The sequence below is a fragment of the Rhodococcus olei genome, assembly GCF_039540555.1.
GTDB lineage: Bacteria > Actinomycetota > Actinomycetes > Mycobacteriales > Mycobacteriaceae > Rhodococcus_G > Rhodococcus_G olei.
In genome coordinates this window covers 1-14,336 of record NZ_BAABFB010000019.1, presented here as the reverse complement: position 1 = coordinate 14,336, position 14,336 = coordinate 1, and the positions used below count along the sequence as shown (strand labels likewise).

The following is a 14,336-nucleotide window of genomic DNA, read 5'->3' as shown; positions in this document are numbered from 1 at the left end:
GGGAGGGCTGTCCCCGCGTGCCCACATTCGAGACCGGCCGAGACTGGCGGGTGTTCGAGAATGCGTCTACGCAGAACAAGGGAGACAGCAACAGCTGCAGACACGCTTGAGATCCACATGGCGGCGAGCCACGAGCACAATCCCAAGTCCGGTCACGACGACGATTGTGCCAGATCAGATCGCCGATTCCGACCGCCCCGCCGACATTTCCCCCGATTCGGGGGGAAATGTGCAGGGCAGCGGCCGGTGTGGGATGGGTCACTCCCGGTGCGGTGGAACACTGGAGGGGTGAGTACACGCCCGGCCGAGCCGGCCACGGCAGCGTTCGAGCTGCCCGACGACGCCCTCGACGGGGTGGGGTCGAGGCCGTTCGGCATCTACGTCCACGTCCCGTTCTGCGCCACCCGGTGCGGCTACTGCGACTTCAACACCTACACCGCCGGTGAACTGGGGACCTCGGCGTCGCCCGAGTCCTGGCTCGAGGGCCTGCGCCGCGAACTCGACGCCGGTGCGGCGATGCTCGGCCGCGGCGGGCGCACCGTGCCGGCCGCGGAGACGGTGTTCGTCGGTGGTGGCACCCCGTCACTGCTCGGCGGGGGCGGCCTCGCCGACGTCCTCGGTGCGGTCCGGTCGAGCTTCGGCCTCGCCCCGGGCGCCGAGGTGACCACCGAGTCCAATCCGGAGTCGACCTCGCCGGAGTTCTTCGCGACGATCCGGGACGCCGGCTACACCCGTGTGTCGCTGGGCATGCAGTCCGCGGCGGCGCACGTGCTCCGGGTCCTCGACCGCACCCACACGCCCGGACGGGCGGTGGCCGCGGCCCGGGAGGCGCGGGCGGCCGGGTTCGCGCACGTCAACCTCGACATGATCTACGGCACCCCGGGCGAACGGGACGAGGACCTCGACGCCACCCTCGACGCGGTGCTCTCCGCCGGCGTCGACCACGTCTCGGCCTACTCGCTGATCGTGGAGGACGGCACCGCGCTGGCCCGGCGGGTGCGTCGCGGGGAACTGCCTGCGCCCGACGACGACGTCCTCGCCGCCCGCTACGAGCGCATCGACGCCCGCCTGGCCGACGCGGGTCTGCGCTGGTACGAGGTGTCGAACTGGTCGCTGCCCGGCGCCGAGTGCCGGCACAACATCGGCTACTGGGACGGTGGCGACTGGTGGGGTGCCGGTCCGGGCGCGCACAGCCACGTCGGCGGCGTGCGGTGGTGGAACGTCAAACATCCGGCCCGGTACGCCGACCAGCTGGCGTCCGGCGTCCTGCCGGTCGCGGACAGCGAGACCCTCACCACCGAGGACCGGCACGTCGAACGGGTGATGCTGGTGCTGCGGCTGCGGTCCGGGATGCCGCTGTCCGACCTGTCGCCGGGCGAGCGGGCGGCCGCCGAGCAGACCGTCGCGGACGGCCTGCTCGAACAGGTCGAGGATCGGCTGGTGCTCACCGACCGCGGCCGGCTGCTCGCCGACGGCGTCATCCGCGACATCCTGAGCTGATCAAGACTGTCCGCGCTGATGTTGCTGAGTGCTCCTACGACAAACCTTCGGTCAGTATCAGTCCGAGGAACCCCGCGGCGGTGTCGGGACACCTGTTCCCCGGAAAGTCGAACATGTAGCAGTCCTCCAACGGGGAGTCGTCGCCGATCGAACCGGTTGCCTGTCCGATGGTCAGCACCGTGAGTCCCGGATAGAACAGGAGCGCCACAGGAAGGGCGTCGATCGAGCTGCCGGTGTCGGGGGCTTCCTGTGCCGACGCGGCACCCCCACCGAGGGCCAGGCCGCCGCCGACCAGTGCCGCGGCGACAAGAACGGACGCGCCACAGCGCGTCAGAGATCGGAGCATGACGATTCCTTCGTTCGCAGTGTGGTGGCTGGGTGGCTCCTGTCGGACGCCGCCCGGCTGGCCAGATTAGGGCGAGTCGGCACGGGCCGGTAGGAAAACGGACAAACTCGCGTCTTCGCAGGTGAACCGTTTATCGCAACCCCTAAGGGAGACCGACGATCGACACCTCGCCGGTCCGAGTCAGAGGATCGCGTCGTAGTCGAAGACCCGGGCGTGCAGGACCACGCGGTTCCGCAGCGCCGCCCGCACGGCCCGGTGCAGGCCGTCCTCGAGGTAGATGACGCCGTGCCACTGCACGGCGTGCGGGAACAGGTCGCCGTAGAAGGTGGAGTCCTCGGACAGCAGCCGGTCGAGTTCGAGCACCTTCGTGGTGGTGACGATCTCGTCGAGCCGGACCTGCCGAGGCGGGATCTTCGACCAGTCGCGGATCGACAGTCCGTGGTCCGGGTACGGCTTGCCGTCCCGCACGCCCTTGAAAATCATCTGTGCATCCGTCGGGGTAGTCGGTGCCGCGCGCGAGGCACGGGCAATGTGGGTGAAGTGGTGCCTGTGAAGCGCCACCACAGTAAGGCCTGCACGGCCCGCGGTCACGGGACGACTAGAATGCGTGGCAGCCGGGGGTGCACGTTCGTGCCCGGCGAGTGCAGTGTTCCGCCGGACCGCCGGAGGACGTACGGCGAGACGGAGGTGGCCGGCATGTCGAGTACCGAGGAACGACGCTTCGAGGTGCTTCGGGCGATCGTCGCCGACTACGTCGCGACGCAGGAGCCGATCGGGTCGAAGGCCCTGGTCGAGCGCCACAACCTCGGCGTCTCCAGCGCGACGATCCGCAACGACATGGCGGTGCTCGAGGCCGAGGGCTACATCACCCAGCCGCACACCAGTTCGGGGCGCGTTCCGACCGACAAGGGCTACCGCGAGTTCGTCGACCGCATCGCCGAGGTGAAGCCGCTCTCGCCCGCGGAACGACGCGCGATCCTCGAGTTCCTCGAATCCGGTGTCGACCTGGACGACGTCCTGCGCCGGGGGGTGCGCCTGCTCGCGCAGCTGACCCGGCAGGTCGCGGTCGTGCAGTACCCGACGCTGTCCGCGTCGTCCGTCCGGCACCTCGAGGTGGTCGCCCTGACCCCGGCCCGGCTGCTGCTGGTGCTGATCACCGACTCCGGCCGCGTCGACCAGCGGATCGTCGAGCTCGGTGACGTGCTCGGCGACGACGACCTGGCGACGCTGCGGGCGCTGCTCGGCGGCGCCCTCGAGGGCAAGCGCCTGGCGGCCGCGTCGGTCGCGGTGTCGGAACTCGCGGACGCCGCCCCGGAGCCGTTGCGCGACGCGGTCGTGCGCACCTCCACCGTGCTGATCGAGACCCTCGTCGAACACCCGGAGGAACGACTGGTGCTCGGCGGCACCGCGAACCTGACCCGCAACGCCTCCGACTTCCCGGGTTCGCTGCGGTCCGTCCTGGAGGCGCTCGAGGAGCAGGTCGTGGTGCTCAAGCTGCTCGCCGCGACCGGGGCGCCCGGCTCGGTGACGGTCCGGATCGGCGAGGAGACGCAGGTCGAACAGATCCGCGGCACCTCGGTGATCACGACCGGGTACGGCACCGGGGGCAACGTGTTCGGCGGCATGGGTGTGCTGGGTCCCACACGGATGGACTACCCGGGAACAATCGCCTCCGTGGCCGCCGTTGCCCGGTACATCGGCGAGGTACTGGCCGAGCGGTGAGCCATGCCGTCCGGCGGCCGCGCAGGTCGCCCGGCGTGGTGATGTGATTTTTCGGATGGACAGACGACGAGGACGAGAGACGTAACGTGGCACGGGATTACTACGGACTGCTGGGTGTCTCACCCCAGGCGACCGATCAGGAGATCAAGCGGGCATACCGCAAACTCGCCAGGGAACTGCATCCGGACGTCAACCCCGACGAGGACGCGCAGGCCCGGTTCAAGGACATCTCGACCGCGTACGAGGTGCTGTCCGACCCGGAGAAGCGTCGCATCGTCGACCTCGGCGGCGACCCGCTGCAGCAGGGCGGGGCCGGTGCAGGCGGGTTCGGTGGTGCCGGGTTCGGTGGCGGTCTCGGCGACGTGTTCGAGGCGTTCTTCGGCGGCGGCGCGACTGGCGGCCGGCGCGGGCCGCGGGGGCGCGTGCAGCCCGGCGCGGACTCGCTGCTGCGCACGCGGCTCACACTCGACGAGTGCGCGACCGGCGTCACCAAGCACATCACCGTGGACACCGCGATCCTGTGCGACCGGTGCACCGGCTCGGGCACCAACGGCGACTCCAAGCCGGTCACCTGTGAGACGTGCGGCGGCGCCGGCGAGGTGCAGTCGGTGCAGCGGTCGTTCCTCGGCCAGGTGATGACCTCGCGCCCGTGCCCCACCTGCCGCGGCGCCGGCGAGACGATTCCCGACCCGTGCCTCAAGTGCAGCGGCGACGGCCGGGTCCGCGCCCGCCGCGACATCGCGGTGAAGGTGCCGGTCGGCGTCAGCAACGGCATGCGGATCCGGCTCTCCGCCCAGGGCGAGGTCGGCCCCGGCGGTGGACCGGCCGGTGACCTGTACGTCGAGGTCATCGAACAGCAGCACGAGGTGTTCGTGCGCGACGGCGACGATCTGCACTGCACGATCCGGGTGCCGATGGTCGACGCGGCGCTGGGCACCACGGTCACCGTCGACACGATCATCGACGGTCCCACCGAGATCACCGTGGACCCGGGCACCCAGCCGGGCTCGGTGGCCGTGCTGCGCGGGCACGGGATGCCGAAGCTGCGTTCGGGGGTGCGCGGCGACGTGCACGCCCACCTCGAGGTGGTGGTCCCGTCGAAGCTGGACGGCAAGCAGACCGCGGCGCTGCGCGACTTCAAGGACCTGCGCGACCGCGACCACGCCGAGGTCGTCAGCAGCTCGTCGCAGCAGAGCGGCGGGTTGTTCTCCCGTCTGCGCGACGCGTTCAGCGGACGCTGACGGGCGGTCGGGATCCGATGGCCGCCACGGTCTTCTACCTCGACCCGCTGCCCGACGTCGGGGCGGTCGCGGTCCTCGACGGCAAGGAGGGCCGGCACGCGGCGACCGTGCGCCGGATCCGGGTCGGCGAACGGTTGGTGCTCGCGGACGGCCGCGGCGGCATCGCGCGCGCCGAGGTCGTCGACGTCGGCAAGGATCGGCTGGACCTGACGGTCACCGCCCGCGACGAGGTACCGGCCGCGACCCCCGCCGTCACCCTGGTGCAGGCGCTGCCGAAGGCGGACCGCTCGGACCTCGCGGTCGAACTGGCCACCGAGGCCGGGATCGACGCGATCGTGCCGTGGCAGTCGGCGCGCTGCGTCGCGAAGTGGGAGGGCCCCAAGGTCGCCAAGGGTGTCGGGCGGTGGCAGGCGGTCGCGACCGCGGCCGCGAAACAGTCACGGCGGGCGCACATTCCGGAGGTGGCCGACCTGCACCGCACCCCGGCCGTGCTGGACCGGGTGCGCGGTGCCGTCGACGGCGGCGGGATCGCCCTCGTGCTGCACGAGTCGGCGACGACGGAACTGGCCGCACTCGACCTGCGCTCGGTCCCGGAGATCGTCCTCGTCGTCGGCCCCGAGGGCGGCCTTGCCGACGAGGAGGTCGCCGCGCTCACCGGCGCCGGCGCGAGCGCGGTGCGTCTCGGGCCGACGGTGCTGCGCACCTCGACGGCCGCGGCGGTGGCACTCGGAGCGCTCGGGGTCCTGACCGGCCGCTGGTCCGCGGCCCCGCTGCAGTGAGCCGCTGATGCCGCGCATCCGCGTCGACTACGGACCCGACCCCGCCCAGTTCGGGCACCTGTACACCCCGTCCGGCGTCGACGGTCGGGTGCCGGTGGTGATGCTGCTCCACGGCGGCTACTGGAGCGCCGACTACCACCTGAACCTGGCGACGACACTGGCGTCCGAGCTGGCCCGGCGCGGGGTGGCGGCGTGGAACGTCGAGTACCGACGCGTCGGGGCCGGTGGCGGCTGGGCGGAGACCAGCGCGGACGTCGAGGCGGCGCTGGCCGCGACCGCGACCCTGCTGCCGACGCACACGACCGTGCCCCTGGACGTCGAGGACGTTCGGATCGTCGGCCACTCGGCCGGTGCGCAACTGGCGGTGTGGGTTGCCGGGCAACGGGATTCGCCGGTCCGGCCGACCCGGGTGGTCTCGCAGGCCGGGGCGCTGGACCTGGCTTCCCGTGCCGCGACCCGCTCCGGTGGCGCCGCGCTGGCGGCGCTGTTCGGGGTGTCGTACGCAGACGACCCGCAGGTCTACCGGGACGCGTCGCCGCTGCGCCGGGTGCCGACCGGTGTGCCGACGGTGTGTATCCACGGTGCCGAGGACGTCCAGGTTCCGGTGCAGGCCAGCCGCGCCTACGTCGACGCCGCCCGCGCCGCCGGCGACCGCGCCGCGCTGTGGGAGGTTCCGGGCGAGGGGCACAACGCCTTCCTCGACCGCACCACCCGCAGTTGGGCGCTGACGCTGGACGCGGTGCTCGGCGACGATCCCTGGTCGGCGTCCGACGCGTAGATCCTGTGTGCCGGGGTCCGGACCGGCTCCGGCGAGCCTCCGGGCGCCGGAGGACCCGGTGCAGGACAGTCGACGCATGGCCATCGAGAAGATTCCCGGACTCCCGGCGGGAACCGTCGGGTTCCGCGCGGTCGGTGTCGTGACCGCCGACGACTATCGCACCGTGCTCGATCCGGCGATCGACGCCGCGGTCGATGCGCACGAGCAGGTCAACCTCGTCTACGTCCTCGGTGCCGGCTTCGACCGGTACTCACTCGGTGCGATGTGGCAGGACGCCCGCATGATCGGCGTCCCTCGCGACATCTGGGGACGCCTGGCCCTGGTCACCGACCACACCGGACTCGGGGAGGCCGTCCACCTGCTGGCGTTCCTCTTCCCCGGGGAGCTACGGGTGTTCGCGGCGGACCGGGAGGCCGACGCGATCGAGTGGGTCTCGGGCGGCTGACCGCAGCCGCGCCGGGGCGGCCGGGTGGTGGCGCAGGGCGTCCGTCAGCCGGGCCGCGACCGCCTCGGCGTCCTCGCCGTCGGTTTTCAGGACGAGGTCGATGCCGGCGAGCGTTCGCATGGTGGTGGCGAGCCGGTGGGCGGCCCCGGCGAGTTCGTCTCGCCCGGACCAGCTTTCCGGTTCGCGGTCCAGCACCCGGCGACGGACGGTCTCCGGCGCTGCGTCCAGCCGTACCGTCAGGTGCTCGTCCGCCCCGGTCGCGGTCAGCACCGCGTCCCGGTACGGGTCGTCCTCCACGGTGGCGGTGACCAGCAGCAGCGGGTACCCGGCCTCGCGATAGGAGCCGGCGAGCGCCGCCACGTGCGACACCAGCCGGTCCGCAGGCAGCGGCGGGTAGCTCCGCTCCAGCTCGTCGAGCTCGATCAGCGCGTTGGCGAATCCGGCCTCGCCCAGGCCGTCGTGGACGGCCGTCGCCACCGTGCTCTTCCCGGATCCGGGTGGCCCCGTCAGCAGCAGCAGGAACATGACCGCCAGTGTGCCCGAAGCGGTGTCACCGCTCGGATCGGCCCGGCAGGATCACCGCGACGATCAGTGCCCCGGCGGCGAGGGCGAGACCGCCCGCCAGGCTCGCCGTCCCAATCGCGTCGGTGAACGCGGCGCCTGCGGCGTCGCGCAGCGGCTGCGCGTAGGACGCGACGATCGGGTTGGCCGCCAGTTCCTGCGCGACCAGCGTTGCGCCGCCGACGGATTCGCGGGAGACCTCCATCGCGTAGTCGGCCTGCGCGGCGAGGTTCCCGGTCAACGTCGGCAGGGGAGCGGAGTCGATGAACCCGGCGATCGAGTCCTTGTATCCGGCGGCGAGGATCGAGCCGAGGACCGCGATGCCCAGCGAGCCGCCGAGCTCGATCGCGGTGTCGTTGAGGCCGCCGGCTGCGCCCAGGTCGTCCTCGGGGAAGCGGGCCATGATCGCGTCGGTGGCGGGCGGCTCGGCGATCCCGATGCCGAGACCGAGAAGCACCAGGGGAAGCGCGAAGTCGGCGTATCCGGACGCGGCGTCGACGCGGACCATCAGCAGGACCCCGGCGGCGGCGAGCGCCATACCCGCCACGACCGTCGCACGGACACCGAGCCGCGGCGCGATCCGGCCGCCGGCCAGGGCGCCGATCGAGACCGCCGCGGCCAGCGGCAGCAGCCGGACGCCGGTCTCGAGGGGGCCGTACCCGAGCACGAACTGGAACTGCTGGGCGATGAAGTAGATCGCCCCGAAGGCCGCGAGGAACAGCAGCAGCACGGCCAGTGTCGCGCCGCCGATCGTGCGGTCACCGAGCTTGCGGACGTCGAGCAGGGGGCGCGGGTGCCGCAGCTCCCAGACCAGGAAGGCGACCGTGCCCGCGGCCGCGACGGCGAATGCGGCGATCGGTCCGGTCGTCCACCCGAAGTGGAAGCCGTTGATGATCGCGTACACCAGCGCGCCGATCGCGACCACGGACAGCAGGCCGCCGACCCAGTCGACGCGGCCGCGGTCGGTCGCGCGGGACGGCGGCACGATGACGAGGGCGGCGACCGCGGCCAGCGCCGCGATCGGCACGTTGATCAGGAAAGTGGCGTTCCAGGAATGGGATTCGAGTATCCACCCCGACAGCAGCGGCCCGAACGCGATCGCCAGGCCCGACGTCGCGGCCCACGCCGCGATCGCGCGTGACCGCTCGGCCGACGGGAACGTCGCGACCAGCAGCGACAGCGTCGCCGGCATGATGACGGCGGCGCCGACACCCATCGCGATCCGGGCGCCGACCACCTCCGAGGTGGTCTCGGCCAGGCTGCCGAACACCGCGCCGGCCCCGAACACCGCCAGTCCGGTCAGCAGCGCGCCGCGGCGGCTGTACCGGTCGCCGAGCGCACCGCACAGCAGCATCAGCGCCGCATAGGGCACGGTGTAGCCGTCGATCACCCACTGCAGCTGGGAACTGGTCAGTTCGAGGTCGCGGGTCATGTCGGGCGCCGCGACGATCAGGGCCGAGTTCGCCATCACGACGATCAGCAACGACAGGCACAGCACGCCGAGCGCCGGCCAGCGCCACCGGTAAGGGGCGGGGCCGGCGGACCGGTCACGTGCGGCGAGGAGGGTCATCGTCGGGCTCCGTTCGAGCGACATTGATTGCACACTGCTGTGCAAGTTAGCTACTTGCACAGCAGTGTGCAACGAGTGTGTGGTGGGGATCACCGGCGCCCCGCGGCCGTCCGATCCGGCCGGTCGCGGCGTGACAGACTGCAGGGCGTGGACGAGGGTGCACGCACGGCGACCGGCGACGCGGCGCGGCCGCGGCGCAGTCACGCCCGGGCCAACCGGTCCCGCATCATCGAGGCCGCGATCGGTGCCTTCGCCGCCGACCCGGACGCGAGCATGGACGACGTCGCGCGGGCGGCGGGGGTGGTGCGCCGAACCGTGTACGGGCACTTCCCGAACCGGGATGCGCTGGTCGAGGGCCTCGTCGACGAGGCGTCCTCCGCGCTGACCGCGGTCCTCGACGGGCTGCCCGCGCTGCCGGACCGGCCCGACCTCGCGACCGCGCTGCTGGCCCTGCTGACCTGGCCGATCGGTGACCGGTTCCGCGTGCTGCTGACCTTCGCGCGCCGCGAGCTCGGCGAGGAACGGATCCGCGAACTCCTCGAACCGGCCCGCGCCCCGAGCCTGGCGATCATCGAACGGGGACAGGCCGACGGAACCTTCTCGTCCTACCTGCCCGCGCCCGTGCTGGTGGGCATGACCGAGGCGGCGACGATCGCACTCTTCGAGGAGTCGAACGCAGGCACCGTCACCGACGTCGCGCAGGCGTTCGGCGTGGTGGCCCTCGTCCTGCTGGGACTCTCGCCCGACCGCGCCGCCGACGTCGTCGAGGAGGCCCGGAGCTGGCTGCGTGAGAGCGCCGCCACACCGCGTCCCTGACCCGCGGTTACTCGGTGGGAAGCCCACCGCTCGAGGGATAGACTGCGTACGTCACCGTCACCGGATCAGGGAAGCAGGCCATAGCAACCACGTGAGTGCAGACAGCGAAACGGGTGAGACCATGTCGTCCGCCGGGTCCCGCACCGCCATTCCGGCCCGGACGGTCGACCGGCAGCAGCGCCCCGCCCAGCGCTCCGTCCGATCCAGCATGGAGATCGCACCCGACGCGGTGCTGCCACTGCTCGGATCCACCGACGAGAACCTCAAGGCCCTCGAACGCGCCCTCGACGCCGACATTCACGTCCGGGGCAACAGCATCACCCTCACCGGCCGGGTGGAGGACGTCGCCCTCGCCGAGCGGGTTCTCGGCGAGCTCGTCGCCCTCGTCGGACGCGGCCAACTGCTGACCCCCGACGCGGTCCGCCGCAGCGTCGCGATGATGACCGACGGCGCGGGGGAGTCGCCGGCCGAGGTGCTCAGCCTCGACATCCTCTCCCGTCGCGGCAAGACGATCCGGCCGAAGACCGTGAACCAGAAGCGGTACGTCGACGCGATCGACGCCAACACCGTCGTGTTCGGTATCGGTCCGGCCGGTACCGGCAAGACGTACCTCGCGATGGCCAAGGCCGTTCAGGCTCTGCAGTCGAAGAACGTCAGCCGCATCATCCTGACCCGGCCCGCCGTCGAGGCCGGGGAGCGACTCGGATTCCTGCCGGGCACGCTCCACGAGAAGATCGACCCGTACCTGCGGCCCCTGCACGACGCCCTGCACGACATGATGGATCCCGAGGCCATCCCGAAGCTGATGCAGGCCGGGGTGATCGAGGTCGCGCCGCTCGCCTACATGCGCGGCCGCACACTCAACGACGCGTTCATCATCCTCGACGAGGCGCAGAACACGACCGCCGAGCAGATGAAGATGTTCCTGACCCGGCTCGGCTTCGGCTCGAAGATCGTCGTCACCGGCGACATCACCCAGGTGGACCTGCCCGGCGGGCAGCGGTCCGGGCTGCGGGCCGCGGCGGAGATCCTCTCCGACATCGACGACATCCACTTCGCGGAACTGACCAGCGCCGACGTGGTGCGGCACCGGCTCGTCTCCGAGATCGTCGACGCCTACGACCGTTTCGAGTCCGAACGCCTCGACGACGGTGGTCTCGGCAACCGGGCCCAGCGGCGGGCCGCGGCGCGGTCGTCGCGGCGCTGACGCCGAACCGACCCGGCGACGGTCGGAACTACAGTTGAATCCCCGCACAGTCGCACCCGCGGCCCGAGGAGAACGGCACACATGAGCATCGAGGTATCCAACGAGTCCGGGATGGACGTCTCCGAGGCGGAGCTGGTCAGCGTCGCCCGATTCGTGATCTCCCGCATGGACGTGCACCCGGCGGCCGAGTTGTCGATGGTGCTCGTGGACCTGGACACGATGGCGGACCTGCACATGCGCTGGATGGACCTCCCCGGCCCGACCGACGTGATGTCGTTCCCGATGGACGAACTCGAGCCCGGCGGCCGCCCCGACGCGCCCGAGCCCGGGCCCGCGATGCTCGGCGACATCGTGCTGTGCCCCGCCTTCGCCGCCGACCAGGCCGCGAAGGCCGGCCACTCCACCGCGCACGAGCTCGCTCTGCTCACCGTGCACGGCGTCCTGCACCTCCTCGGCTACGACCACGCCGAGCCGGAGGAGGAGAAGGAGATGTTCGCGCTGCAGAACAGCCTGCTCGCGGAGTGGTACGAGGATCTCGCGCGAGCGCAGCGGGAGGCCGAGCTGGCCGACCGGGACGCCCGGCTGCTCGGCAAGACCGGCTTCGTGGACCGGCCCGAGCCGTGACGGTTCGCTCGGCCCGAGCAGTGAGCGAGCGCCGGTGACCGGTGCCGTCCTGCTGATCCTGTTCGCTGTCGTCCTCGTCCTGCTCGGCGGGGTGTTCGCGGCCCTCGACTCGGCGCTGAACACCGTCTCCCCGGCCCGCGTCGAGGAGATGGTCAAGGACGAGCGGCCGGGCGCCGAACGTCTCCTGCGGGTCGTCGCGGACCGTCCCCGATACGTCAATCTCACGGTCCTGCTGCGGATCACGTCCGAGATCAGCGCAACGGTGCTGCTCGCCGCGGGGCTGCTGGACCTGTTCACACGCGGGTGGGCCCTCACCGTGACGGCGCTGGTCATGGTCCTGGTCAACTACGTCGTGATCGGCGTGGGGCCGCGCACCGTCGGTCGCCAGCACGCCTATTCGATCGCCCTGGGCGCCGCGCTGCCGCTGCAGGCGCTCGGGGTGCTGCTGGGCCCGATCAGCCGGCTGCTGATCGTCGTCGGCAACGCCCTGACCCCCGGCCGGGGATTCCGCAACGGCCCGTTCGCATCCGAGATCGAACTGCGGGAACTCGTCGATCTCGCGCAGGAACGCGGCGTCGTCGCCGACGAGGAACGCCGGATGATCCAGTCCGTGTTCGAGCTCGGCGACACCCCGGCCCGCGAGGTGATGGTGCCGCGGCCCGAGATGGTGTGGATCGAGGCCGGCAAGTCGGCGGGTCAGGCCACGTCGCTGGCCGTGCGCAGCGGGCACTCCCGGATCCCGGTGATCGGGGAGAACGTCGACGACGTGCTCGGCGTCGTCTACCTCAAGGACCTGGTCGAGAAGACGTACCATTCCACCGACGGCGGCCGCGGCGTCACCGTCGGCGAGGTGATGCGCCCGGCGGTGTTCGTCCCGGACTCGAAACCCCTCGACAGTCTGCTCGCCGAGATGCAGCGCGACCGCAACCACATGGCGCTGCTCGTCGACGAGTACGGCGGGATCGCCGGCCTGGTCACCATCGAGGACGTGATCGAGGAGATCGTCGGCGAGATCGCCGACGAGTACGACACCGACGAGATCCCACCGGTCGAGGACCTGGGGGACGGCCGCTACCGGGTGTCCGCGCGACTGCCGCTCGAGGACCTCGGGGAACTGTTCGACCTCGAGATCGACAGCGACGAGGTCGACACCGTCGGCGGCCTGGTCGGTTACGAACTCGGCCGGGTGCCGCTGCCCGGCTCGGAGGTCGTCGTCGCCGCCGGCGACGGCCCGGACACCGCCGACCGGCTCGTGCTGCGCGCCGAGGGCGGCAGCGACATGCGCGGCCGGGTGCGGATCACCACCGTCCTGACCTGGCGCGCACCGGAACCCGACGACGCCGACACCGACCCTCAGGAGCACGCATGACCACCACCGAATTCCGTTCCGGCTTCGTCTGTTTCGTCGGCCGGCCGAACACCGGCAAGTCGACCCTGACCAACGCGCTGGTCGGCAGCAAGATCGCGATCACCTCGTCACGACCGCAGACCACCCGGCACACGATCCGCGGCATCGTGCACCGCGAGCACGCCCAGCTGATTCTGGTCGACACCCCCGGCCTGCACCGGCCGCGCACCCTTCTCGGGCAGCGGCTGAACGACCTTGTGCGCGACACCTATTCGGAGGTCGACGTGATCGGGATGTGCATCCCGGCGGACGAGAAGATCGGCCCGGGCGACCGCTGGATCCTCGAGCAGGTGCGGCAGGTCGCGCCGCGCACCACGCTGATCGGCATCGTCACCAAGATCGACAAGGTGAGCAAGGATCAGCTCGCCTCACAGTTGATGGCCGTCTCCCAGCTGCTCGGGCCGGACGTCGACGTGGTGCCGGTGTCCGCGTCCTCCGGCGAGCAGGTCGAGGTGCTCGTCGACGTGCTGGCGTCGCACATGGAGGAGGGGCCGGCGTTCTACCCGGACGGCGAACTCACCGACGAGCCCGAGGAAACCCTGATGGCGGAACTGATCCGCGAGGCCGCGCTCGAGGGCCTCGGCGACGAGCTGCCACACTCGCTGGCGGTCGTGATCGAGGAGATCACCGAGCGGGAGGGGCGCACCGAGAAGCAGGGCGAACTGCTCGACGTGCACGCGCTGCTGTACGTGGAGCGGCCCAGCCAGAAGGGCATCGTGATCGGCAAGGGCGGCGCCCGGCTGCGGGAGGTCGGTACGAAGGCCCGTACCCAGATCGAGAAGCTGCTCGGCACCAAGATCTACCTCGACCTGCACGTCAAGGTCGCCAAGGACTGGCAACGCGACCCGAAGCAGCTGGGGCGGCTGGGGTTCTAGCGTCTGCGCCGTTCGTGAGTGGCCTGCGCCGTGTGGGAGTCTCCTTCACTCACGCGCGTCGCACGCCGCCGTTGTGCCACATGCGGAGCACTGCGACATGCCGTGGCGAAACCTGGGTGCGCGGGCGGGGCGCGGCGGGTAGCTGCGGCGGGTTCGCGCTGTACCACCGCTTGGCGAACTCGGCGTAGTCCGCCCTGCGTAGTCGGGACTTGCCGATGGTGCGGTCGAGCACGTCGCGCGTGATCCTGTGATAGTCGGTGGTGCGCCACTCCTGCGCGTCGTCGTCCATGAAGCGGCACCGACCCCGGGCAAGAGAGGATCCGCTGAACTTCACCCGGGCATACCCGTCGCCGTCGAAGAAGTGGCCGTTCTCGAAATGCGACCCCTCGTAGATGGGCGGGTTCAAGTATCGGTCGCAACACTCCTGATAGAAGAGGGGTGTGTGGATGGCACGAAGAGGACGC

Annotated in this window: 17 protein-coding genes; 11 read left to right on the top strand and 6 right to left on the bottom strand. The window is 71.2% G+C overall.

From position 1 onward, the window contains the following. Positions 1-66: 66 nt before the first annotated feature. Positions 67-138, bottom strand: a complete 72-nt coding sequence (locus tag ABD951_RS28620) for an Ms4527A family Cys-rich leader peptide (protein ID WP_425569766.1) — start codon at positions 136-138, stop codon at positions 67-69. Positions 139-288: 150 nt separating this feature from the next. On the opposite strand from ABD951_RS28620, the gene hemW reads away from it, so the two are divergent. Next, the gene (gene hemW / locus ABD951_RS03665) at positions 289-1,500 is read left to right on the top strand and encodes a radical SAM family heme chaperone HemW (protein WP_345342271.1); all 1,212 of its coding nucleotides are present in this window, start codon (positions 289-291) and stop codon (positions 1,498-1,500) included. Between the two features lie 34 nt (positions 1,501-1,534). Here hemW and ABD951_RS03660 read toward each other — a convergent pair whose 3' ends face one another. Both ABD951_RS03660 and ABD951_RS03655 read right to left on the bottom strand, forming a co-directional pair. Continuing rightward, the gene (locus ABD951_RS03660) at positions 1,535-1,846 is read right to left on the bottom strand and encodes a hypothetical protein (protein WP_345342269.1); all 312 of its coding nucleotides are present in this window, start codon (positions 1,844-1,846) and stop codon (positions 1,535-1,537) included. Between the two features lie 180 nt (positions 1,847-2,026). Beyond that, entirely contained in the window at positions 2,027-2,329 is a 303-nt protein-coding gene (locus ABD951_RS03655; protein WP_345342267.1) for a type II toxin-antitoxin system VapB family antitoxin, read from the bottom strand. A 213-nt stretch (positions 2,330-2,542) separates the two neighbouring features. On the opposite strand from ABD951_RS03655, the gene hrcA reads away from it, so the two are divergent. From hrcA to ABD951_RS03630, 5 genes are all read left to right on the top strand, one after another. After that, positions 2,543-3,568: a heat-inducible transcriptional repressor HrcA gene (gene hrcA / locus ABD951_RS03650; protein WP_345342265.1), complete on the top strand. Its 1,026-nt coding sequence runs from the start codon at positions 2,543-2,545 to the stop codon at positions 3,566-3,568. 86 nt (positions 3,569-3,654) lie between these two features. After that, positions 3,655-4,809 (top strand): molecular chaperone DnaJ, encoded by a 1,155-nt coding sequence (gene dnaJ, locus ABD951_RS03645; protein WP_345342263.1) that lies wholly within the window; start codon positions 3,655-3,657, stop codon positions 4,807-4,809. A 17-nt stretch (positions 4,810-4,826) separates the two neighbouring features. Continuing rightward, positions 4,827-5,588, top strand: a complete 762-nt coding sequence (locus ABD951_RS03640) for a 16S rRNA (uracil(1498)-N(3))-methyltransferase (protein WP_345342261.1) — start codon at positions 4,827-4,829, stop codon at positions 5,586-5,588. Positions 5,589-5,595: 7 nt separating this feature from the next. Continuing rightward, positions 5,596-6,366: an alpha/beta hydrolase family protein gene (locus ABD951_RS03635; RefSeq protein WP_345342259.1), complete on the top strand. Its 771-nt coding sequence runs from the start codon at positions 5,596-5,598 to the stop codon at positions 6,364-6,366. Positions 6,367-6,442: 76 nt separating this feature from the next. After that, complete coding sequence (locus tag ABD951_RS03630; protein ID WP_345342257.1) at positions 6,443-6,811, top strand: SpoIIAA family protein; 369 nt, start codon at positions 6,443-6,445, stop codon at positions 6,809-6,811. Here ABD951_RS03630 and ABD951_RS03625 read toward each other — a convergent pair. Both ABD951_RS03625 and ABD951_RS03620 read right to left on the bottom strand, forming a co-directional pair. Then, positions 6,752-7,336, bottom strand: a complete 585-nt coding sequence (locus tag ABD951_RS03625) for an AAA family ATPase (protein ID WP_345342255.1) — start codon at positions 7,334-7,336, stop codon at positions 6,752-6,754. The genes ABD951_RS03630 and ABD951_RS03625 overlap by 60 nt on opposite strands. Positions 7,337-7,361: 25 nt before the next feature. After that, entirely contained in the window at positions 7,362-8,942 is a 1,581-nt protein-coding gene (locus ABD951_RS03620) for an MFS transporter (RefSeq protein WP_345342390.1), read from the bottom strand. A gap of 147 nt (positions 8,943-9,089) precedes the next feature. Between ABD951_RS03620 and ABD951_RS03615 the strand changes: the two genes are divergently transcribed. The 5 genes from ABD951_RS03615 (at position 9,090) to era (ending at position 13,872) form a co-directional block, all read left to right on the top strand. Then, the gene (locus tag ABD951_RS03615; protein WP_345342253.1) at positions 9,090-9,758 is read left to right on the top strand and encodes a TetR/AcrR family transcriptional regulator; all 669 of its coding nucleotides are present in this window, start codon (positions 9,090-9,092) and stop codon (positions 9,756-9,758) included. Between the two features lie 208 nt (positions 9,759-9,966). Then, entirely contained in the window at positions 9,967-10,965 is a 999-nt protein-coding gene (locus ABD951_RS03610; RefSeq protein WP_345342388.1) for a PhoH family protein, read from the top strand. Between the two features lie 81 nt (positions 10,966-11,046). Further along, positions 11,047-11,589: an rRNA maturation RNase YbeY gene (gene ybeY / locus ABD951_RS03605; protein WP_345342251.1), complete on the top strand. Its 543-nt coding sequence runs from the start codon at positions 11,047-11,049 to the stop codon at positions 11,587-11,589. Positions 11,590-11,623: 34 nt separating this feature from the next. Beyond that, positions 11,624-12,958 (top strand): hemolysin family protein, encoded by a 1,335-nt coding sequence (locus tag ABD951_RS03600; RefSeq protein WP_345342249.1) that lies wholly within the window; start codon positions 11,624-11,626, stop codon positions 12,956-12,958. Beyond that, positions 12,955-13,872 (top strand): GTPase Era, encoded by a 918-nt coding sequence (gene era / locus ABD951_RS03595; RefSeq protein WP_345342247.1) that lies wholly within the window; start codon positions 12,955-12,957, stop codon positions 13,870-13,872. The genes ABD951_RS03600 and era overlap by 4 nt, the downstream gene beginning before the upstream one ends. Positions 13,873-13,921: 49 nt before the next feature. Here era and ABD951_RS03590 read toward each other — a convergent pair. Next, a partial coding sequence (locus tag ABD951_RS03590) for a hypothetical protein (RefSeq protein WP_345342245.1) occupies positions 13,922-14,336 on the bottom strand: 415 nt, incomplete at its 5' end.